This is a genomic window from Janthinobacterium sp. SUN120 (assembly GCF_030397735.1).
Taxonomy (GTDB): Bacteria; Pseudomonadota; Gammaproteobacteria; order Burkholderiales; family Burkholderiaceae_D; genus Janthinobacterium; species Janthinobacterium kumbetense.
Map to the genome: position 1 here is coordinate 1,446,001 of NZ_JAPUBW010000002.1, position 16,644 is coordinate 1,462,644.

Annotated in this window: 17 protein-coding genes; 3 read left to right on the forward strand and 14 right to left on the reverse strand. The window is 62.6% G+C overall.

The window, feature by feature from the left end; genetic code table 11:
* Window position 1: 1 nt before the first annotated feature.
* The 13 genes from O0879_RS16185 to paaA form a co-directional block, all read right to left on the reverse strand.
* Complete coding sequence (locus O0879_RS16185) at window positions 2–985, reverse strand: branched-chain amino acid ABC transporter permease (RefSeq protein WP_289917437.1); 984 nt, start codon at window positions 983–985, stop codon at window positions 2–4.
* Entirely contained in the window at window positions 982–1,860 is an 879-nt protein-coding gene (locus O0879_RS16190; RefSeq protein ID WP_034780386.1) for a branched-chain amino acid ABC transporter permease, read from the reverse strand. The genes O0879_RS16185 and O0879_RS16190 overlap by 4 nt, the downstream gene beginning before the upstream one ends.
* An 81-nt stretch (window positions 1,861–1,941) precedes the next feature.
* A complete protein-coding gene (locus O0879_RS16195) occupies window positions 1,942–3,093 on the reverse strand; it encodes an ABC transporter substrate-binding protein (RefSeq protein WP_289917439.1) in 1,152 nt (383 codons plus the stop codon).
* An 82-nt stretch (window positions 3,094–3,175) separates the two neighbouring features.
* Window positions 3,176–4,381: a 3-oxoadipyl-CoA thiolase gene (pcaF, locus tag O0879_RS16200; RefSeq protein WP_289917441.1), complete on the reverse strand. Its 1,206-nt coding sequence runs from the start codon at window positions 4,379–4,381 to the stop codon at window positions 3,176–3,178.
* 22 nt (window positions 4,382–4,403) lie between these two features.
* The gene (paaK, locus tag O0879_RS16205; RefSeq protein ID WP_289917442.1) at window positions 4,404–5,732 is read right to left on the reverse strand and encodes a phenylacetate--CoA ligase PaaK; all 1,329 of its coding nucleotides are present in this window, start codon (window positions 5,730–5,732) and stop codon (window positions 4,404–4,406) included.
* 68 nt (window positions 5,733–5,800) lie between these two features.
* Window positions 5,801–6,247 (reverse strand): hydroxyphenylacetyl-CoA thioesterase PaaI, encoded by a 447-nt coding sequence (gene paaI, locus O0879_RS16210; RefSeq protein ID WP_289900227.1) that lies wholly within the window; start codon window positions 6,245–6,247, stop codon window positions 5,801–5,803.
* Window positions 6,240–7,805: a 3-hydroxyacyl-CoA dehydrogenase PaaH gene (gene paaH, locus O0879_RS16215; protein ID WP_289917444.1), complete on the reverse strand. Its 1,566-nt coding sequence runs from the start codon at window positions 7,803–7,805 to the stop codon at window positions 6,240–6,242. The genes paaI and paaH overlap by 8 nt, the downstream gene beginning before the upstream one ends.
* A 1-nt stretch (window position 7,806) precedes the next feature.
* A complete protein-coding gene (paaG, locus tag O0879_RS16220) occupies window positions 7,807–8,598 on the reverse strand; it encodes a 2-(1,2-epoxy-1,2-dihydrophenyl)acetyl-CoA isomerase PaaG (RefSeq protein ID WP_289917446.1) in 792 nt (263 codons plus the stop codon).
* An 84-nt stretch (window positions 8,599–8,682) separates the two neighbouring features.
* The gene (paaE, locus tag O0879_RS16225; protein WP_289917448.1) at window positions 8,683–9,762 is read right to left on the reverse strand and encodes a 1,2-phenylacetyl-CoA epoxidase subunit PaaE; all 1,080 of its coding nucleotides are present in this window, start codon (window positions 9,760–9,762) and stop codon (window positions 8,683–8,685) included.
* Window positions 9,763–9,802: 40 nt separating this feature from the next.
* Complete coding sequence (paaD, locus tag O0879_RS16230) at window positions 9,803–10,330, reverse strand: 1,2-phenylacetyl-CoA epoxidase subunit PaaD (protein WP_289917450.1); 528 nt, start codon at window positions 10,328–10,330, stop codon at window positions 9,803–9,805.
* Window positions 10,330–11,082, reverse strand: coding sequence for a 1,2-phenylacetyl-CoA epoxidase subunit PaaC (paaC, locus tag O0879_RS16235; RefSeq protein ID WP_251350330.1), 753 nt, complete (start codon window positions 11,080–11,082; stop codon window positions 10,330–10,332). Before paaC ends, paaD begins: the two co-directional genes overlap by 1 nt.
* Window positions 11,083–11,096: 14 nt before the next feature.
* Window positions 11,097–11,381, reverse strand: a complete 285-nt coding sequence (paaB, locus tag O0879_RS16240) for a 1,2-phenylacetyl-CoA epoxidase subunit PaaB (RefSeq protein WP_034746356.1) — start codon at window positions 11,379–11,381, stop codon at window positions 11,097–11,099.
* A 26-nt stretch (window positions 11,382–11,407) separates the two neighbouring features.
* Window positions 11,408–12,397 carry a 1,2-phenylacetyl-CoA epoxidase subunit PaaA gene (gene paaA / locus O0879_RS16245; RefSeq protein ID WP_077408594.1) on the reverse strand — a complete coding sequence of 330 codons (990 nt, stop codon included), beginning with the start codon at window positions 12,395–12,397 and terminating at the stop codon, window positions 11,408–11,410.
* 267 nt (window positions 12,398–12,664) lie between these two features.
* On the opposite strand from paaA, the gene paaX reads away from it, so the two are divergent.
* Window positions 12,665–13,594 (forward strand): phenylacetic acid degradation operon negative regulatory protein PaaX, encoded by a 930-nt coding sequence (gene paaX / locus O0879_RS16250; protein ID WP_289917452.1) that lies wholly within the window; start codon window positions 12,665–12,667, stop codon window positions 13,592–13,594.
* A 112-nt stretch (window positions 13,595–13,706) separates the two neighbouring features.
* Here the strand turns inward: paaX and O0879_RS16255 are convergent, their stop codons facing one another.
* Window positions 13,707–13,961 (reverse strand): hypothetical protein, encoded by a 255-nt coding sequence (locus tag O0879_RS16255; protein ID WP_289917454.1) that lies wholly within the window; start codon window positions 13,959–13,961, stop codon window positions 13,707–13,709.
* A gap of 141 nt (window positions 13,962–14,102) precedes the next feature.
* On the opposite strand from O0879_RS16255, the gene O0879_RS16260 reads away from it, so the two are divergent.
* Together O0879_RS16260 and O0879_RS16265 are read left to right on the forward strand one after the other, a co-directional pair.
* Entirely contained in the window at window positions 14,103–15,227 is a 1,125-nt protein-coding gene (locus O0879_RS16260) for a M14-type cytosolic carboxypeptidase (protein ID WP_034746346.1), read from the forward strand.
* 288 nt (window positions 15,228–15,515) lie between these two features.
* Window positions 15,516–16,616, forward strand: a complete 1,101-nt coding sequence (locus O0879_RS16265) for a cytochrome c peroxidase (protein WP_289917456.1) — start codon at window positions 15,516–15,518, stop codon at window positions 16,614–16,616.
* Window positions 16,617–16,644 lie beyond the last annotated feature (28 nt).

Sequence of the window (16,644 nt, forward strand, 5' to 3'; positions counted from 1 at the left end):
GTCACACCTCCTGCACGGGTTTGACGGGCGCCTTCGGCACGGCTGCCCGCTTGCGCGAACGGCTGGCCAGGCTGGGTACCAGGCCTTTCGGCATGAAAATCATGGTCGCCATCAGGATCACGCCAAACACCACCGTTTCCCAGCCTTCAAAGCTGGACAGCAATTGCGGCAAGATGGTCAGCAAGGCCGCGCCGATGATGGAGCCGAAGATCGACGCCATGCCGCCCACCACCACCATCGTCACCAGCTCGATCGAGTGGAAGAAACCGGCCAGGTTGGGCGTGATGAAGCCGATGTAGTGGGCACTGATGCTGCCCGCGATGCTGGCAATCACCGCCGACAGCACGAACACGCGCACCTTGAAGCGGGTCGTGTCGACACCCACCACGCGGGCCGCCACTTCCGAGCCGTGAATGGCCTGCAGCGCGCGGCCGACGGGCGAATCGATCAGGTTCAGGGCCAGCCATGTGACCAGCAACAGGAGTACGGCACACACCAGGTACCACGATTTCTCGCCGGCGATTTCCAGGCCGGCCACCGTGAAGGCGGACACGCCGATGCCGTCCGGGCCACCCGTCCACTGCGTCTCGTTGTTGATAACGATGGAAATGATGATGCCCAGGCCCAGCGTCGCCATGGCCAGGGTATGGCCCTTGAGTTTCAACACGGGGCGCGCCAGCAACAGCGCCAGCAGGCCGGTGGCGACGGCGCCCGCCGCCAGCGCGGCCAGCGGCGGCCAGTTGTAGTGCGTGGTCAGCACGGCCGACGCATACGCGCCCAGGCCATAGAAACCGGCATGACCGAGGCTGATCTGGCCCGTGTAGCCCATCAGCAGATTCAGGCCGATGACGACGATGGCGTTCAGGGCGATGCGGATCGCCACGTCATAGTAGAACGCGTTAGTCAGGAACAGGGGCAGGATGGCCAGCACCAGGGCCAGCAACAACAAGCCGCCGTGGCGCGAGCGTGTGAAAAAGTTGGTCATACACGCTCCGAATTTTTAGCGCCAAACAAGCCTTGCGGCAGGAAGAACAGGATCAATAAAATCAGCACAAAGGGCACCGCGTCCTTGTAGGCCGACGAGATGTAGCCGGCCGTCATGGCTTCGGCGATGCCGAGGATCAGGCCACCGGCAATCGCACCGGCGCCGCCGCCCAGGCCACCGAGGACAGCGGCGACAAAGCCTTTCAGGCCCAGCATGATGCCAGCGTCATATGAGGTGTAGGTGATCGGTGCAACGAGGATGCCGCCGGCAGCACCCAGCAAGGCCGACAGGCCGAACGAGAACAGCAGCACCTTGCGCGTGTTGATGCCCACCAGTTGTGCCGCCAGCTTGTTGTGCGAAGTGGCCAGCATGGCCTTGCCCATCAGGGTGCGGCCAAAGAACCAGCCCAGCACCAGCACGATGACCACCGTGACGCCCAGCACCCACAGGCTTTGCGGTAGCAGGCTGGCGCCCAGGAATTCGATCGGCGCATCGCCGGAAAAGGCCGGCAGCGAATGCGTATCCTTGCCCAGCCAGATTTGCACCAGGCCGCGCAGCACGAGGGAGGCGCCGATGGTGATGATCAGGAGCGTGATGACCTGCGCATTTTGCGCCGGTTCGATCACGGTTTTTTCCATCAACAGGCCCACGATACCGGTGGCGATGACGGCCAGGATGATGGCCAGCGGCAGCGGCACGCCGGCAGCCGACATCACGGCGGCCAGCATCCCGCCCAGCATGATGAATTCGCCCTGGGCGAAATTGATCACGCCGCTGGTGTTGTAGATGATGGTAAAGCCCAGCGCCGCCAGCGCGTAGGCGGAACCGACCGTCATCCCGGAATACAGAAATTGTAGAAATTGAGCGACTTCCATGGTGTCTCCATTATGTTCGGCTGCGCGCGAACCGCCTTCGAGGGTGGCCCGCGCGGGTACTTCTGGCTTACCTTCTCGAACTTATTTAGACAATTGCCATTCGCCATTCTTCACTTCGACCATGCGGAAAGCCGACAGGTCCAGGCCCATGTGGTCCTTGGCCGACATGTTAAACACGCCGGTGGTACCGACAAAACCCTTGGTCTGCTCCAGCGCTGCCCGCACTTTTTCGCGGTCCGTGCCGCCGGCGCGCTTGATGGCGTCCACCGACAGGTTCAGGGCGTCGAGCGCATAGCCGCCAAAGGTCGACGGGTCGATCTTGTAGCGGTCTTTATACGTCTTGTCGTAGCCGACGACGACGGCCTTCTGCGCGTCGCTGTCAGGCAGCATGGCGCCGATCAGCAGGGCTGGCGTCGGCAGGCGCACGCCTTCGGCGGCCTTGCCCGACAATTTCAGGTATTCGTCCGACGCCACGCCGTGCGACTGGTACAGCGGCAGCGCGGCCATGCCCAGCTGGCCATAGTTCTTGGTCACGACGGCCGGGCCCTGGCCCAGGCCGAAGACGAACACGGCTTGCACGCCGGCGGTGTTCTTGATGCGCGTGAGCTGCGCCGTGATGTCCGTGTCTTTCGGGCCGTAGGTTTCATCGGCCACCAGGGTGATGCCGTATTTGGAGGCGACGATCTGCGATTCCTTGCGGCCCGAGGCGCCAAAGCCGCTCGTTTCCGACAGCAGGCCCACCTTGCTGATGCCGCGCTTCTTCATGTCCTCGAACACCTTCTCGGCCGCCATGCGATCCGTGTGCGGCGTCTTGAACACCCATTTCTTGACCGGATCGATGATGACAACGGCACCAGCCAGCGAAATGAACGGCATGCTGGCGCGATCCACCAGCGGCGCCATCGCCATCGTCGCGCCCGTGGTGGTGCCGCCGATCAACACGTCGACCTTGTCCGACTCGATCAGGCGCTTGGTAAAACCGTTGGCCTTGGCCGCGTCGCTGCCGTCATCGTAGTGCACCAGTTCCAGCTTGCGTCCCAGCACACCGCCGGCCGCGTTGATCTTCTCGATGTACAGCTGCAGGGTTTTCAGTTCCGGGTCGCCCAGGAAGGCGGCTGGACCCGTGACGGACAGCACGGAGCCGATCTTGATGTTATCGGCCGCATACGCGCCCGCGGCGGACATGGCCAGCACGCCGGCGATCAGGGTTTTCTTGAAGATATTGGCAATCATTGTGGTCTCCACCAGGTTGGCACTACGGTCAATGTATGGTTGGCGCTTTTTTGCAAGCCTGCGCCTTTTTTGTTTTTACTTTTTATACGCGCTCAATTACTACAGCAATACCCTGCCCCACGCCGATGCACATGGTGCACAGCGCATAGCGCCCGCCCGTGCGTTCCAGCTGATTCAATGCCGCCATCACCAGGCGCGCTCCCGATGCGCCCAGCGGGTGGCCAATGGCGATCGCGCCGCCATTCGGATTCACGTGAGCCGCGTCGTCCGCCAGGCCCAGGTCGCGCGTGACGGCCAGCGCCTGCGCGGCAAACGCTTCATTGAGTTCGATGACGTCCATCTGCTCGATGGTCAATCCCGTCTGCGCCAGCACCTTGCGCGAAGCAGGCGAAGGGCCGAAGCCCATGATGCGCGGCGCCAGCCCGGCCGTGGCCATGCCCAGCACCTTTGCGCGCGGCGTCAGTTTGTATTTGTCGATGGCGGCGGCGGACGCCAGCAAGATGGCGCAGGCGCCATCGTTCAAGCCCGAGGCATTGCCGGCCGTGACCGTGCCGTCCGGCTTGACCACGCCCTTGAGCTTTGCCAGCATTTCCAGCGAGGTGTCCGGACGCGGATGTTCGTCGCTGGTGACCATCTTCGGATCACCCTTTTTTTGCGGCACGGCGACGGGCACGATTTCGCGCTCGAACACGCCGGCCGCGTGGGCGGCGGCCCAGCGCTGCTGGCTGCGCAAGGCGAGCGCATCCTGGTCGGCGCGGCTGATGCCAAATTCCACGGCCACGTTTTCCGCCGTTTCCGGCATGGTGTCGATGCCGTACTGCGCCTTCATCTTGCCGTTCACGAAGCGCCAGCCCAGGGTCGTGTCCTCGATTTTCGCCGCGCGCGAGAACGCGCTGTCTGCCTTGCCCATCACGAAAGGCGCGCGCGTCATGCTTTCCACGCCACCGGCGATGATCAGTTCTGCCTCGCCCGCCTTGATGGAACGGGCAGCCATGCCGACAGCGTCCAGGCTGGAACCGCACAGGCGGTTGATGGTATTGGCCGGTACTGCCGCCGGCAAGCCGGCCAGCAGCGCAGCCATGCGGCCCACATTACGGTTGTCCTCGCCCGCCTGGTTGGCGCAGCCGTAAAATACGTCGTCGATGGCGGACCAGTCGACGGAGGGGTTGCGGGCGATCAGCGCGGCAATCGGCAGCGCGCCCAGGTCATCCGCGCGCACGCTGGACAGCGCGCCGCCATAGCGGCCAAAGGGAGTGCGTACGGCGTCACAGATAAAAGCGTCATTCATGTCTGGTTCCTTGTTCGTGCTATCAGGAGAAGATCTTCGGGCGCTGGTCGACCACGCGGCGGGCCTTGCCCGTCAAGGTGCGTTCGATGCCGGCCGCGGCCACCAGGCGCACGCACGTGCTCACGCCGACGTGCGTCTTGATACGGTGTTCCAGCTCGCGCGCCAGCGCGTCCGTTTCGCTGGCCGAGATCGTGGACGTCAGGTCGATGCGCAATTCGGCCACCACTTCCAGCTTGTCGAGGTGGCCGTCGCGCGTGACCACCAGCTGGTATTGCGGCGCCAGCTTCGGCATTTTCAGGATCAGCTCTTCGATCTGCGTGGGGAAGACGTTCACGCCGCGAATGATCAGCATGTCGTCCGAGCGGCCCGTGATCTTGCCGATGCGACGCATCGAGCGCGAGGTCGGCGGCAGCAAGCGGGTCAGGTCGCGCGTGCGGTAGCGGATGATGGGCAGCGCTTCCTTCGACAGCGAGGTAAACACCAGCTCGCCCTCTTCGCCGTCCGGCAGCACTTCACCCGTTTCCGGATCGATGATCTCCGGATAAAAATGGTCTTCCCAGATGACGGGACCGTCCTTGCTCTCGATGCATTCGGACGCCACGCCAGGGCCCATCACTTCGGACAGGCCGTAGATATCGACGGCGTCGATGCCGGCGCGCGCTTCGATTTCCGAGCGCATCGCATCTGTCCACGGCTCGGCGCCGAAGATGCCCACCTTCAGCGAGGACTCGGCCGGATCGAGACCCTGGCGCGTGAATTCCTCGATGATGTTGAGCATGTACGATGGCGTAACCATGATGATCGATGGCTTGAAATCCTGGATCAGTTGCACCTGCTTTTCCGTCTGCCCGCCTGACATCGGAATGACCGTGCAACCCAGACGCTCGGCGCCGTAGTGCGCGCCCAGGCCTCCCGTGAACAGGCCGTAGCCGTAGGAGATATGCACCATGTCGCCGGCGCGGCCGCCGCCGGCGCGGATCGAGCGCGCCACCACGTTGGCCCAGGTATCGATATCGTTCTGCGTGTAGCCGACCACCGTGGCCTTGCCCGTGGTGCCGCTGGACGCGTGAATGCGCACCACTTGCTCGCGCGGCACGGCGAACAGGCCAAACGGGTAATTGTCGCGCAAGACCTTTTTATCGGTGAACGGGAATTTGGCCAGATCGGACAGCGATTTCAGGTCGTCCGGATGCACGCCCGCTTCGTCGAAAGCGGCGCGGTAATGGGGCACGTTGTCATACGCGTGCTTGAGCGTCCATTTCATGCGTTCGAGCTGCAGCGCCTGCAGTTCATCCTTGCTGGCGCGCTCGATCGGTTCGAGGTCATTCGGTGCTGGGGTTCTCTGGACCATCTCTGTCTCCTGATTCGGTTCTATAACTATGTAATTCGTTCCGGCAGTTCAAGCCTGCTCTTGTAACTTCAATTGCTGATGACTTCACCCGCCACGCGAATCGACTTGCCGCGGAAGAGCGCGATGGCGCGCCCTTCCTGGTTGCTGACCTTGACGTCATAGACGCCGCTCTTGCCCGCCAGCGCCTGTTCGACGGCGTGCGCCGTCAGCACGTCGCCTTCCCGGCCCGGTGCCAGATAATCGATGGTGCAGCCGGCGCCCACGGTGTTCAGGTTGTAGCTGTTGCAGGCAAACGCGAAGGCGCTATCGGCCAGGGCAAAGATAAAACCGCCATGGCAGGTCTGGTGGCCATTGAGCATGTCTGCGCGCACCGTCATCGTCATGCGGGCATGACCGGGGCCCACGTCGGCCAGGGCGATGCCCATGGCGGCGGTGGCGTTATCGCGCGACAGCATGGAGGCGGCGGCCGCTTCGGCCAAAGCCTGGGCAGCGTGGATATGGTCTTCCTTATGCATGAAACTGTGCTCCATTGGCGAGTTTGCGGCGCAGCAGCGGCGAGACGCGGTAACGGTCCTCGCCATAGCCCTGCGCCAGGTGGTGCAGCACGGTCACGATGTGCTGGACGCCGACGGCATCGGCCCAGGCCAGCGGTCCGCACGGATAGTTGACGCCCTTCTGCATGGCGATATCGACGGCAGCCACCGTGCACACGCCCTGGTTGACGGCGTCGGCCGCCTCGTTGGCCAGCATGGCCACCGTGCGCATGACGGCCAGGCCAGGCACGTCGTCCAGGCGCGTGACGATGAAACCGGCCGCCTGGAAGAGGCCAACGACGGCCGCGTAGGCCGCATCGCTGCACTGGTCGGCGCGGGCCACGGCGATGCGCATGGCATTGGCGTAATCGAGCGCCAGGTCAAACAGCACCGTGTCCGGATGCTGGTTGTCGTGCGCGCGCTGGGTGGCGCTGCGGCCATCGGTCAGATAAATCGCGGCGCCATGGCAATGCAGGGCGGGTGCCTCGTCATGCGACTGGCCTTCCTGCGTCACGCGGCGGCTGACGGTGATGCCGGCCTGCTCCAGGCGCTGCACCAGACTGCGGATGATGCCGCTGTGGCCACGGCCATCGCCGCCGATGGCGGCCGACAGGGCAACGAATTCCGGCTTCGCTTGCGCGCCTTCCGCCTGCGCCACGGGGGCAGCGGCCCCTTCGCCGTACAGGTAAAAACCGCGGCCCGATTTACGGCCGAGGAAACCGGCGTTGACCATTTCCTGCTGCAGCACGGACGGCGTAAAGCGCGGATCGTTGAAATAGGCGCCGAACACGGATTGCGTGACCGAGAAATTGACGTCATGGCCGATCAGGTCCATCAGCTCGAATGGGCCCATGCGGAAACCGCCCGCTTCGCGCAGCACGGCGTCGATGGTGGCGGCGTCGCCCGCCTGTTCGCTCAAGAGGCGCCAACCTTCCGCATAAAACGGACGGGCGACACGGTTGACGATGAAGCCAGGCGTCGATTTCGCATGCACGGGGTTCTTGCCCCAGGCGATCGACGTGTCGTACACGGTGGCGGCGACTTGCTCGCTGGTGGCCAGCCCGCTGATCACTTCGACCAGCGCCATCAGTGGCACAGGATTAAAGAAGTGCATGCCGACCAGGCGTTCCGGACGGCGCAGCTTGGCCGCGATGGCCGTAACGGAAATCGACGAGGTGTTCGTCGCCAGGAGGCAGTCGTCGCTGACCAGCGCTTCGAGTTCGGCGAACAGGCCGCGCTTGACGTCGAGGTTTTCCACGATGGCCTCCACTACCAAGGCAGCATCTGCCACATCAGCCAGGCTGCCGGCCGCCTGCAGGCGCGCCGTGGCGGCCGCGGCTTCGTCGGGCGTCATACGGCCCTTTTCAGCCAGCTTCGCATACATCTTGCCAATGTCGGCCAGCGCCTTGCTGACGGCGTCAAAGCGCGTGTCATACAGCTTGACCCGGTAGCCGGCGGCTGCGGCCACCTGCGCGATGCCGGCGCCCATGGCGCCGCTGCCGATGACGGCGACGATACTGTTATTGTCCAAAGCTGCCATATCAATGTCCCTTGAATTGCGGTGCGCGCTTTTCCATGAAGGCGGCCACGCCTTCGCGGTAATCGTCGCTGTTACCGAGATCGCTCATCATGCGCGCTTCCAGCGCAAGCTGCTGCGGCAGGGTATTCGCGCCGCTGGCGGCCAGCGCCTGCTTGGTATACGCCAGGCCCTTGGTGGGGGCCGTGGAAAAGTGCACGGCCAGCTTGCGCGCTTCTTGTGGCAGATTGGCGTCGTCCACGCATTTCCAGATCAACCCCCAGTCTTCCGCTTTTTCCGCCGTCAGTTTTTCACCCAGCATGGCCAGGCCCATGGCGCGCGCGGAACCGATCAGGCGTGGCAGGAAGAAGGTGCCGCCCGTGTCCGGGATCAGGCCCAGCTTGCAGAACACTTCGACAAAACTGGCCGACTTGCCGGCGATGACGATGTCGCACGCCAGCGCCAGGTTGGCGCCCGCGCCGGCGGCCACGCCGTTGACGGCGCAGATCACGGGCATCGGCAAAGCCTTCAAGGCCAGCACCAGCGGCGCATAGTTCTTTTCCACGGACTCGCCCAGGTCCACGCCCTTCGAACCCGGTTCCACGGCGCGGTCGGACAAATCCTGGCCTGCGCAAAAGCCGCGGCCGGCCCCCGTCAGTACGAAGACGCGCACGGTACTGTCGGCGTTCACTTTGGCGATGGCGTCGCGCACTTCCTCGTGCATGGCTTGCGTAAAACTATTGAGCTTGTCGGGACGGTTCAGGGTGAGCGTGGCGATGCCCTGCTCGATGGTGAAGAGGATGTTTTGGTAGGTCATGGCGTCTCGCTATTTTAGTTATCAACCCACAGCGGAAATCTGGGGTCAGACCCGTCGGGTCTGACCCCGGCAGTGGCAGTTGGGTTATTCGGCTTGGTCAAAGTCCACCACGACTTTGTCAGTAACCGGAAAACTCTGGCAACTGAGGACAAAGCCGCGCGCCACTTCATAGTCTTCCAGCGCGTAGTTGACGTCCATTTCAACCTTGCCGTCGAGGATCTTGCAGCGGCAGGTCGAGCACACGCCGCCCTTGCACGAGTAGCGCATGTCGATGCCCTGCCGCAGGCCCGCGTCGAGGATGGATTCCTTGTCCTTGTCCATCGTGAAGGTGGTGTGGTTGCCATCCAGGATGACGGTCACTTCCGTTTCCTGCACGACATCGGCGGCCAGCTGGGCGCGCGGCTTGTGGGCGTTTTTCGGGATGCTGGCGGCGAACAGCTCGATCTTGATATTCTGCTTGGGCATGCCGGCTGCCTGCAAGGCTGCGGAGACGCCCAGCATCATGTCTTCCGGGCCGCAGATGAAGGCGTTGTCGTAGTCTTCGATCTTGATCCAGTGCTGCAGGAACTGTTCGCATTTTTCCTGCGTGATGCGGCCGTTGAACAGTTCGATGTCCTGCTGTTCGCGGCTCATCACGTAAACCAGGTTCAAACGCTCCAGGTACACATCCTTCAAGTCCGTCAATTCTTCCTTGAAGATGACGGACGACGAAGCGCGGTTACCGTAGAACAGGGTGAAACGGCTCAGGGGCTCCGTCAGCAGTGTCGTCTTGATGATGGAGAGGATGGGCGTGATGCCGCTGCCGGCCGCGAACGCCAGGTAATGCTTGCGGTTGACGCAGTCGAGCGGCACGTTGAAGTGGCCCATGGGCGGCATCACCTCGATGGTGGCGCCGGCTTTCAGGGTGTCGTTCGCCCAGGTGGAAAAGGCGCCGCCCGGCGTGCGCTTGATGGCCACGCGCAGGGTGCCATCCTGCACCGCAGAACAGATGGAATACGAGCGGCGTACGTCTTCCGCATTGATATGGGCGCGCAGGGTCAGGTGCTGGCCCTGCTGAAAGCGGAACTGCTGCTGCAATTCGGCCGGCACGTCGAACGTGACGGCGATGGTGTCGCGCGTTTCATTGCGCACGTTGGCCACGCACAGCGGATAAAATTTACTCATGCTTCATCTCCAGTTTCTTCGGAACGTGTGCCTGATTTTTTTAGTGGCACTTGAAGTAGTCAAACGGTTCGCGGCAAGCCAGGCATTTGTACAGGGCCTTGCACGGCGTGGAGCCGAACTGGCTGGTCAGCTGCGTATGCGTGGAACCGCAATTCGGGCAAATCACGTCCAGTTTCGGCGTCGCCTGGCGCTTGACGCCACCACGTAAACCGCTGATGTCGATCACCTGCTGCTGCGGCGGAGCGATGCCATAGCCTTTCAGCTTGGCCTTGCCCCTCTCGCTCATCCAGTCCGTCGTCCAGGCGGGCGCCAGCTGGTTCACCAGCGTCACCTTGTCCACGCCATGGCTGCGCAAGGCATCCGTGACGGCGTCGGCGATCACCTGCATGGCAGGGCAGCCCGAATACGTGGGCGTGATCGTCACGGTACAGGCGTCGCCGCCGGTGACTTCGACGGCGCGCACGATGCCCAGGTCCACCACCGAAATGACGGGGATTTCCGGGTCCGGCACGTCGCCCAACCAGGCCCAGACCTGGGCGGCGTCCAGCGCTGCCGCGGCCGTGTTCATTACCACTCCGCCCCAGGATAGGCGCGCTGCAGGAACTGCATCTCGGCCAGAATAAAGCCCAGGTGTTCCGTGTGCGTGCCCTGCTTGCCGCCTTTTTGCATCCAGGCGTCGGGCGCCGGCACGCTCAAAGTCGCTTCCGCGAAGATCTCGGCCACGTGTTCCAGGAAAGCCTGGCGCAGGATGTCGGATGGCGGTGCGATGCCGGCGGCGACCATGGCCTGGTCGACGGCGTCGTACTTGAACATTTCGCCCGTGTACATCCACAGCTTGTCGGCGGCGGCCTGCGTTTTCGCGTGGCTGTCCGCCGTGCCGTCGCCGAGGCGCACAACAAGATCGCCGCTGCGGCGCAAGTGGTACGTGACTTCCTTGATCGACTTTTGCGCCACCTCGACGATGCGCGCATCCGTCGATTTCGTCAGTTCCAGCAGCTGGAAATAGTGCCAGCTGTCGAAGAAGAACTGGCGCATCATCGTGTCGGCGTAATTGCCGTTCGGCTGCTCGACCAGCAGACAATTCTTGAAATCGTGGGCATCGCGCAGGAAGGCGATGTCGTCCTCGTCGCGGCCCGCGTTTTCCAGCTCGGCCGCATAGCTGAACCACAAACGCGTCTGGCCCAGCAGGTCCAGCGCCACGTTGGTCAGCGCCATGTCCTCTTCCAGCGCGGGACCCTTGCCGCACAGCTGCGACAGCTGCTGACTGAGGATCAGGGCGTTGTCGCCCAGGCGCAGAAGGTAATTGACCTTGTCATCCATTGCAGGCGCTCCCATCACAGATTCTTGACTTCTTCCGGCATCGGGAAGAAGGTGGGATGGCGGTACACCTTGCTGTTCGATGGCTCGAACAGGGCGCCCTTGTCGCCGGGGCTGCTGGCGACGATATCGGCCGCGCGCACCACCCAGATGCTCACGCCTTCATTGCGGCGCGTGTAGACGTCGCGCGCATGGTTGACCGCCATGGTGGCGTCGGAAGCGTGCAGGCTGCCCACATGCTTGTGCGCCAAGCCGTGCTGGCTGCGGATGAAAACTTCCCACAAAGGCCATTCTTTGCTCATGTTGCTATCCCCTTTTATAGATGTTTTCAGGCTGCCGCTTTGCTAGCGGCTTGCTTGTCGGCGTAGGCGACCAAGGCATCGCGGAACCATTCGCCGTCTTCATACGCTTTCACGCGCGTTTGCAGGCGTTCGCGGTTGCACGGGCCATTGCCCTTCAAGACATTGTTGAACTCGGACCAGTCGATCTCGCCGAATTCATAGTGGCCCGTTTCCGCATTGAACTTCAGGTCGGGATCGGGTACGGTCAGGCCCAGGTATTCGATTTGCGGCACGGTCTGGTCGACCATGCGCTGGCGCAATTCGTCGTTCGAGAACAGCTTGATGCGCCATTGCGCCGACTGGGCGCTGTTGACGGAAGCGGCGTCGGACGGGCCGAACATCATCAGCGACGGCCACCACCAGCGGTTCAAGGCATCCTGCGCCATGGCTTTCTGCGCGGGCGTACCCTTGCACAGCGACATCATGATGTCGTAGCCCTGGCGCGCATGGAACGATTCTTCCTTGCAGACGCGGATCATGGCGCGCGCATACGGGCCGTACGAGCAGCGGCACAGGGGAATCTGGTTGATGATGGCGGAGCCGTCGACCAGCCAGCCGATGGCGCCCATGTCGGCCCACGACAGGGTGGGATAGTTAAAGATGCTGGAATACTTGGCTTTGCCCGAATGCAAGGCGGCCAGCAAGTCATCGCGCGACACGCCCAAGGTTTCCGCGGCGCTATACAGGTACAGGCCGTGGCCTGCTTCATCCTGGATCTTCGCCAGCAGGATGGACTTGCGTTTCAGGGTGGGCGCGCGCGTGACCCAGTTGCCCTCAGGCAATTGGCCGACGATTTCCGAGTGTGCGTGCTGCGAAATCTGGCGGATCAGGGTCTTGCGGTAAGCGTCCGGCATCCAGTCCTTGGCCTCGATCTTGATGCCTTCGTCGATGCGTGCCTGGAAAGCGCGCTCTTCTTGCCCCATGTCGTCGAGGGAACGGACGTTCTTGAGGCCGGTTTCAACCATTTGTGCGTACATGATCTGTCTCCCATGTCTTTGATTTTGCGCAGCAACGCGGTGCGATGAACAGATAATACGATACAAAAAACGATTTGCATACACTTGATATGAATCATTTTAAAAATTCGTATCTTGTGCAACTTTTTTGTGCGTATGATATTGCTTATGAGAAAACACTGCGAAGCGCCACCAGCGCTTCCGGCAAATTATTGCCGCGCTACCCGCGCAGCCAAGTAAACTGCTGCTTTTATTGAACCGACCGCAACACGGCCAGACCGGAACCACATGAAGAACACTCGCTGCACGGCATGGATAGCCGATTTCCTGGAAAGCGACCCACCGCGCTCGAAGTCCCTGGTGATGACCATCTTTGGCGACGCCATCGTGCCGCGCGGCGGCGCCATCTGGCTGGGCAGCCTGATCGAACTGCTGGCGCCGTTTGGCGTGAATGACCGTTTATTGCGCACCAGCGTGTTCCGCCTGGCGCAGGAAGGCTGGCTCAGCTCGCAGCGCGACGGCCGCCGCAGCGCCTATACGATACGCCCGGAGGCGCTGGCCCGCTTCGAGCGCGCCTATCGCCGCATCTATGCGCCGCTGGTCGTGCACTGGGATGGCAGCTGGACCCTGGTGATCGGGCCGGCCGGCAGCATCGGCGCCGCCGAGCGGGGTGCGCTGCGCAAGGAATTATTGTGGGCTGGCTATGGCTTGATCTCGCCTGGCATCTTTGGCCATCCTGCCAGCAATACGGAGGCGCTGGAAGATATCCTCGTACGCAATGAAGTGCAGGGCAAGCTGTATGTCTGCCACACCACGGAATTGCCGGGCGTCAGCACGCGCCCCCTGCGCGACATGGTGGGCGACTGCTGGGACTTGTCGGAAGTCATGGCCGGCTACCAGAAATTCATCGCCAGCTTCCAGCCCCTGCTGACCTTGCTGCAAGAAGCGCCCGTGTTCGATGCGGAGCAAGCGTTCGTCATCCGCTCGTTGCTGACGCACGCCTACCGCCGCGTGCAATTGCACGACCCGCAACTGCCCGTCGAACTGCTGCCCGAACCGTGGCCCGGCACGCAGGCGTATGCGCTGGCCCGCGACCTGTACCGCATCACGTACGCGGCGGCCGAGGAACATATCCTGACCACTTTGCGGCGCGAAGATGCGCAGGCGCCCGATGTGGAACCGTGGTTCTACGAACGTTTCGGCGGCCTGAACACCTGACAACACGTCCATGGCGGCGTTGCAGGGCCTGGGCATCCATTCGTACTGCCTGCGGCCCTGCGGCAGGCCCTGGTCCTTTTTCAGGCGCTCAGGAATACGTCCGAGCCTGCGCTCACTGTTTTGCTACCACCTGTTTCGCCCCTGCTAATAAATCCTGCCCCAGCTTTTCCAGCGCATTGGTTTGCACCAGCATGGTGTCGAGGATGGCGAGGTTGAAGGTAAATTCGGCCGGCGTCGTATAGCCGGGGAAACGTATGATGCGCAGCAATTCCTGCAAGGTCGTGCCCTTGCCCAGGTGCGCCAGGGCGTCGCTGAGGGCGCTGATTTTCTTTTCCAGTTCGCGTATGTGTTTGCCGTTGTCATCCATGATGGCCTCCCCGTGTCGGAGCTATCACGTTAGCAAAGCGCGTCCGTCATCGTTTGCGCCAGCACAAAGTCCACCGCAAAACAGGTATCATCGCGCCATTGCACACGATGCAAAACCCATACGTTTTTATCAGGAACACACATGACCATTAAAATCAGCCAGCAATTCGACGCCGGCGCGATCGAGGTGCTGCGCGCCGACGATGCCCAATCCATCGAGCTGAACATCCGCAAGGATTCCCACGCCGACATCACGCAGTGGTTTTACTTCCGCCTGCAAGGCGCGCAAGGCGAGGCGTGCACGATCCGCTTCATGAACGCAGGCAAGTCGGCCTACCCGGACGGCTGGAAAGATTACCAGGCCGTGGCCAGCTACGACCGCGAAACCTGGTTCCGCGTGCCGACCAGCTTTGACGGCACGGTGATGACCATCGAACACACGCCGGAAGAGGAAAGCGTGTACTACGCCTACTTCGAGCCGTACCCATGGGACCGCCACCTGGCCCTGATCGACAGCGCGCAAGCATCGCCGCTGGTGCGCTTGATCGACCTGGGCAGCACCGTGGAAGGCCGCGACATGAATCTGCTGGTGGTCGGCGACGCCGATGCCGAAAAGAAAGTCTGGGTCATCGCGCGCCAGCATCCCGGTGAAACGATGGCCGAATGGTTTGTCGAAGGCATGCTCGAAGCCTTGCTGGACCAGGCCAATCCATTTGCCCGCCAGTGCCTGCAAGACGCCGTCTTCTACGTGGTGCCGAACATGAACCCGGACGGTTCCGTGCATGGCAACCTGCGCACCAACGCGGCCGGCGCCAACCTGAACCGTGAATGGATGACGCCGACGATGGAGCGCAGCCCGGAAGTGTTCCTGGTGAAACAGAAAATGCATGAAATCGGCTGCGACCTGTTCCTCGACGTGCATGGCGACGAAGGTTTGCCGTACGTCTTCGTGGCCGGCAGCGATGCGCTGGAAAATTTCACGCCAGCACAGAAGGCCGAGCAAGACCGCTTCATCGCCGACTTCAAGGTGGCCAGCCCCGACTTCCAGGATGAGCACGGCTACGAAGACGGCCCGTTCACGCCGGAAGTACTGACCATGGGTTCGCCCCACATCACCCACGCCTTCGGCTGCCTGTCGCTGACCCTGGAATTGCCGTTCAAGGACAATGCCAACGATCCCGACCCGCAAACAGGCTGGAGCGGCGCCCGCAGCGCCGCCCTGGGCGCGGCCGTGCTGCAGCCTATCCTGTCCACCTTGCGCGCCTGAGCCGCGCATGAAACTGGCCCGCCACGCATGACGTGACGGGCTTGGCCGGCGGTTACTCTGCCGCCGGCTGTTTTCCGCTCCCCGTCTTGCGCAGCGCAGCATCGCTAATCGTTGCCACGCCAGCCATTGCTGCCTATACTGGGCGCAGCATTACCTGTCTCCCCCTTGCCGACAACCATCCCGCATATGACCATCAAAGACCAGCCACGCGCTGAGGCGCGATTTTCACCGACCCGATTTGCACACGTGTGCATATTCTTGTTTCTTGGCTTGTACGGCATGCCAGGCATGGCGGCCGAACTCAGCCCTGCCGCGCAGCTGGGGCGGCGCATCTTCCACGATGCCAGCCTGTCCGCCTCGGGCAGGCAGTCGTGCGCCAGTTGCCATGACCCGGCCCACGCCTACGCGCCCGGCAACAAGCTGGCCGTGCAACTGGGCGGCGCCGATGGCCAGGCGCACGGCTACCGCGCCACGCCATCGCTGCGCTACCTGGAACACACGCCGCCCTTCCGCTTTGATGAAGAAGGGGCGCCCAACGGCGGCATCAACCGCGACGGCCGCGCCGCCAGCCTGGCAGAACAGGCGGAACGGCCGTTCCTGGCAGCGCACGAAATGGCCAATGCCAGCACGGATGCGGTGGTGGAACGGTTGCGCAACGGCAACTATGCGGACGCATTCCGGCGCGTCTTTGGCGACGCCATCTTTGCGCAACCACAACAGGCATTCAGCCGCATCACGTATGCTTTGCAGCAATTCCAGCAGGAAGAGCCGGATTTTCACCGCTACGATTCCAAATATGACCTGTACCTGGCCAACAAGGTTCCGCTGGAGCTGGCCGAATTGCGGGGCCTGGCCCTGTTCAACGATGAACGCAAGGGCAATTGCGCCGCTTGCCACCCCAGCGTGCGGGGCGAACATGGCGCGCCGCCCCTGTTCACGGACTTCAGTTTCGACAATCTGGGCGTGCCGCGCAATATGCGCATTCCCGCCACGGCCGACCCGGCCTATTTCGACCTGGGCTTGTGCGGTCCCGACCGTACGGACCTGGCAGCGAAAGGCGAGCTATGCGGCGCCTTCAAGGTGCCCAGCCTGCGCAATGTGGCCACGCGCCAAGTGTTTTTTCATAATGGCGTGTTCGACAACCTGACGGATGCTCTGCGTTTTTATGTGCGGCGCGATACGCATCCGCAAGAATGGTATCCGCGCGACAAGCGGGGAAAAGTGCAGAAATTCAATGACATACCCGCCAGATACCGCGCCAACGTGAACGTCAAGGAAGCGCCGTTCGACCGCAAGCGCGGTATGGCGCCGGCGCTGACGGCGGGCGAGATCGAGGATATGGTGAAGTTCCTGGCCACCCTGACGGATGGCTATCAAGTCCAGCAGTAAAGCGTGGCGCGCCCGCCCGGCGTTGTCG

Bases quoted from the DNA above. Each gene is read 5' to 3' on its own strand.
- O0879_RS16185 (WP_289917437.1), bottom strand. From the start codon at position 985: ATGACCAACTTTTTCACACGCTCGCGCCACGGCGGCTTGTTGTTGCTG.
- O0879_RS16190 (WP_034780386.1), bottom strand. From the start codon at position 1,860: ATGGAAGTCGCTCAATTTCTACAATTTCTGTATTCCGGGATGACGGTC.
- O0879_RS16195 (WP_289917439.1), bottom strand. From the start codon at position 3,093: ATGATTGCCAATATCTTCAAGAAAACCCTGATCGCCGGCGTGCTGGCC.
- pcaF (WP_289917441.1), bottom strand. From the start codon at position 4,381: ATGAATGACGCTTTTATCTGTGACGCCGTACGCACTCCCTTTGGCCGC.
- paaK (WP_289917442.1), bottom strand. From the start codon at position 5,732: ATGGTCCAGAGAACCCCAGCACCGAATGACCTCGAACCGATCGAGCGC.
- paaI (WP_289900227.1), bottom strand. From the start codon at position 6,247: ATGCATAAGGAAGACCATATCCACGCTGCCCAGGCTTTGGCCGAAGCG.
- paaH (WP_289917444.1), bottom strand. From the start codon at position 7,805: ATGGCAGCTTTGGACAATAACAGTATCGTCGCCGTCATCGGCAGCGGC.
- paaG (WP_289917446.1), bottom strand. From the start codon at position 8,598: ATGACCTACCAAAACATCCTCTTCACCATCGAGCAGGGCATCGCCACG.
- paaE (WP_289917448.1), bottom strand. From the start codon at position 9,762: ATGAGTAAATTTTATCCGCTGTGCGTGGCCAACGTGCGCAATGAAACG.
- paaD (WP_289917450.1), bottom strand. From the start codon at position 10,330: ATGAACACGGCCGCGGCAGCGCTGGACGCCGCCCAGGTCTGGGCCTGG.
- paaC (WP_251350330.1), bottom strand. From the start codon at position 11,082: ATGGATGACAAGGTCAATTACCTTCTGCGCCTGGGCGACAACGCCCTG.
- paaB (WP_034746356.1), bottom strand. From the start codon at position 11,381: ATGAGCAAAGAATGGCCTTTGTGGGAAGTTTTCATCCGCAGCCAGCAC.
- paaA (WP_077408594.1), bottom strand. From the start codon at position 12,397: ATGTACGCACAAATGGTTGAAACCGGCCTCAAGAACGTCCGTTCCCTC.
- paaX (WP_289917452.1), top strand. From the start codon at position 12,665: ATGAAGAACACTCGCTGCACGGCATGGATAGCCGATTTCCTGGAAAGC.
- O0879_RS16255 (WP_289917454.1), bottom strand. From the start codon at position 13,961: ATGGATGACAACGGCAAACACATACGCGAACTGGAAAAGAAAATCAGC.
- O0879_RS16260 (WP_034746346.1), top strand. From the start codon at position 14,103: ATGACCATTAAAATCAGCCAGCAATTCGACGCCGGCGCGATCGAGGTG.
- O0879_RS16265 (WP_289917456.1), top strand. From the start codon at position 15,516: ATGGCGGCCGAACTCAGCCCTGCCGCGCAGCTGGGGCGGCGCATCTTC.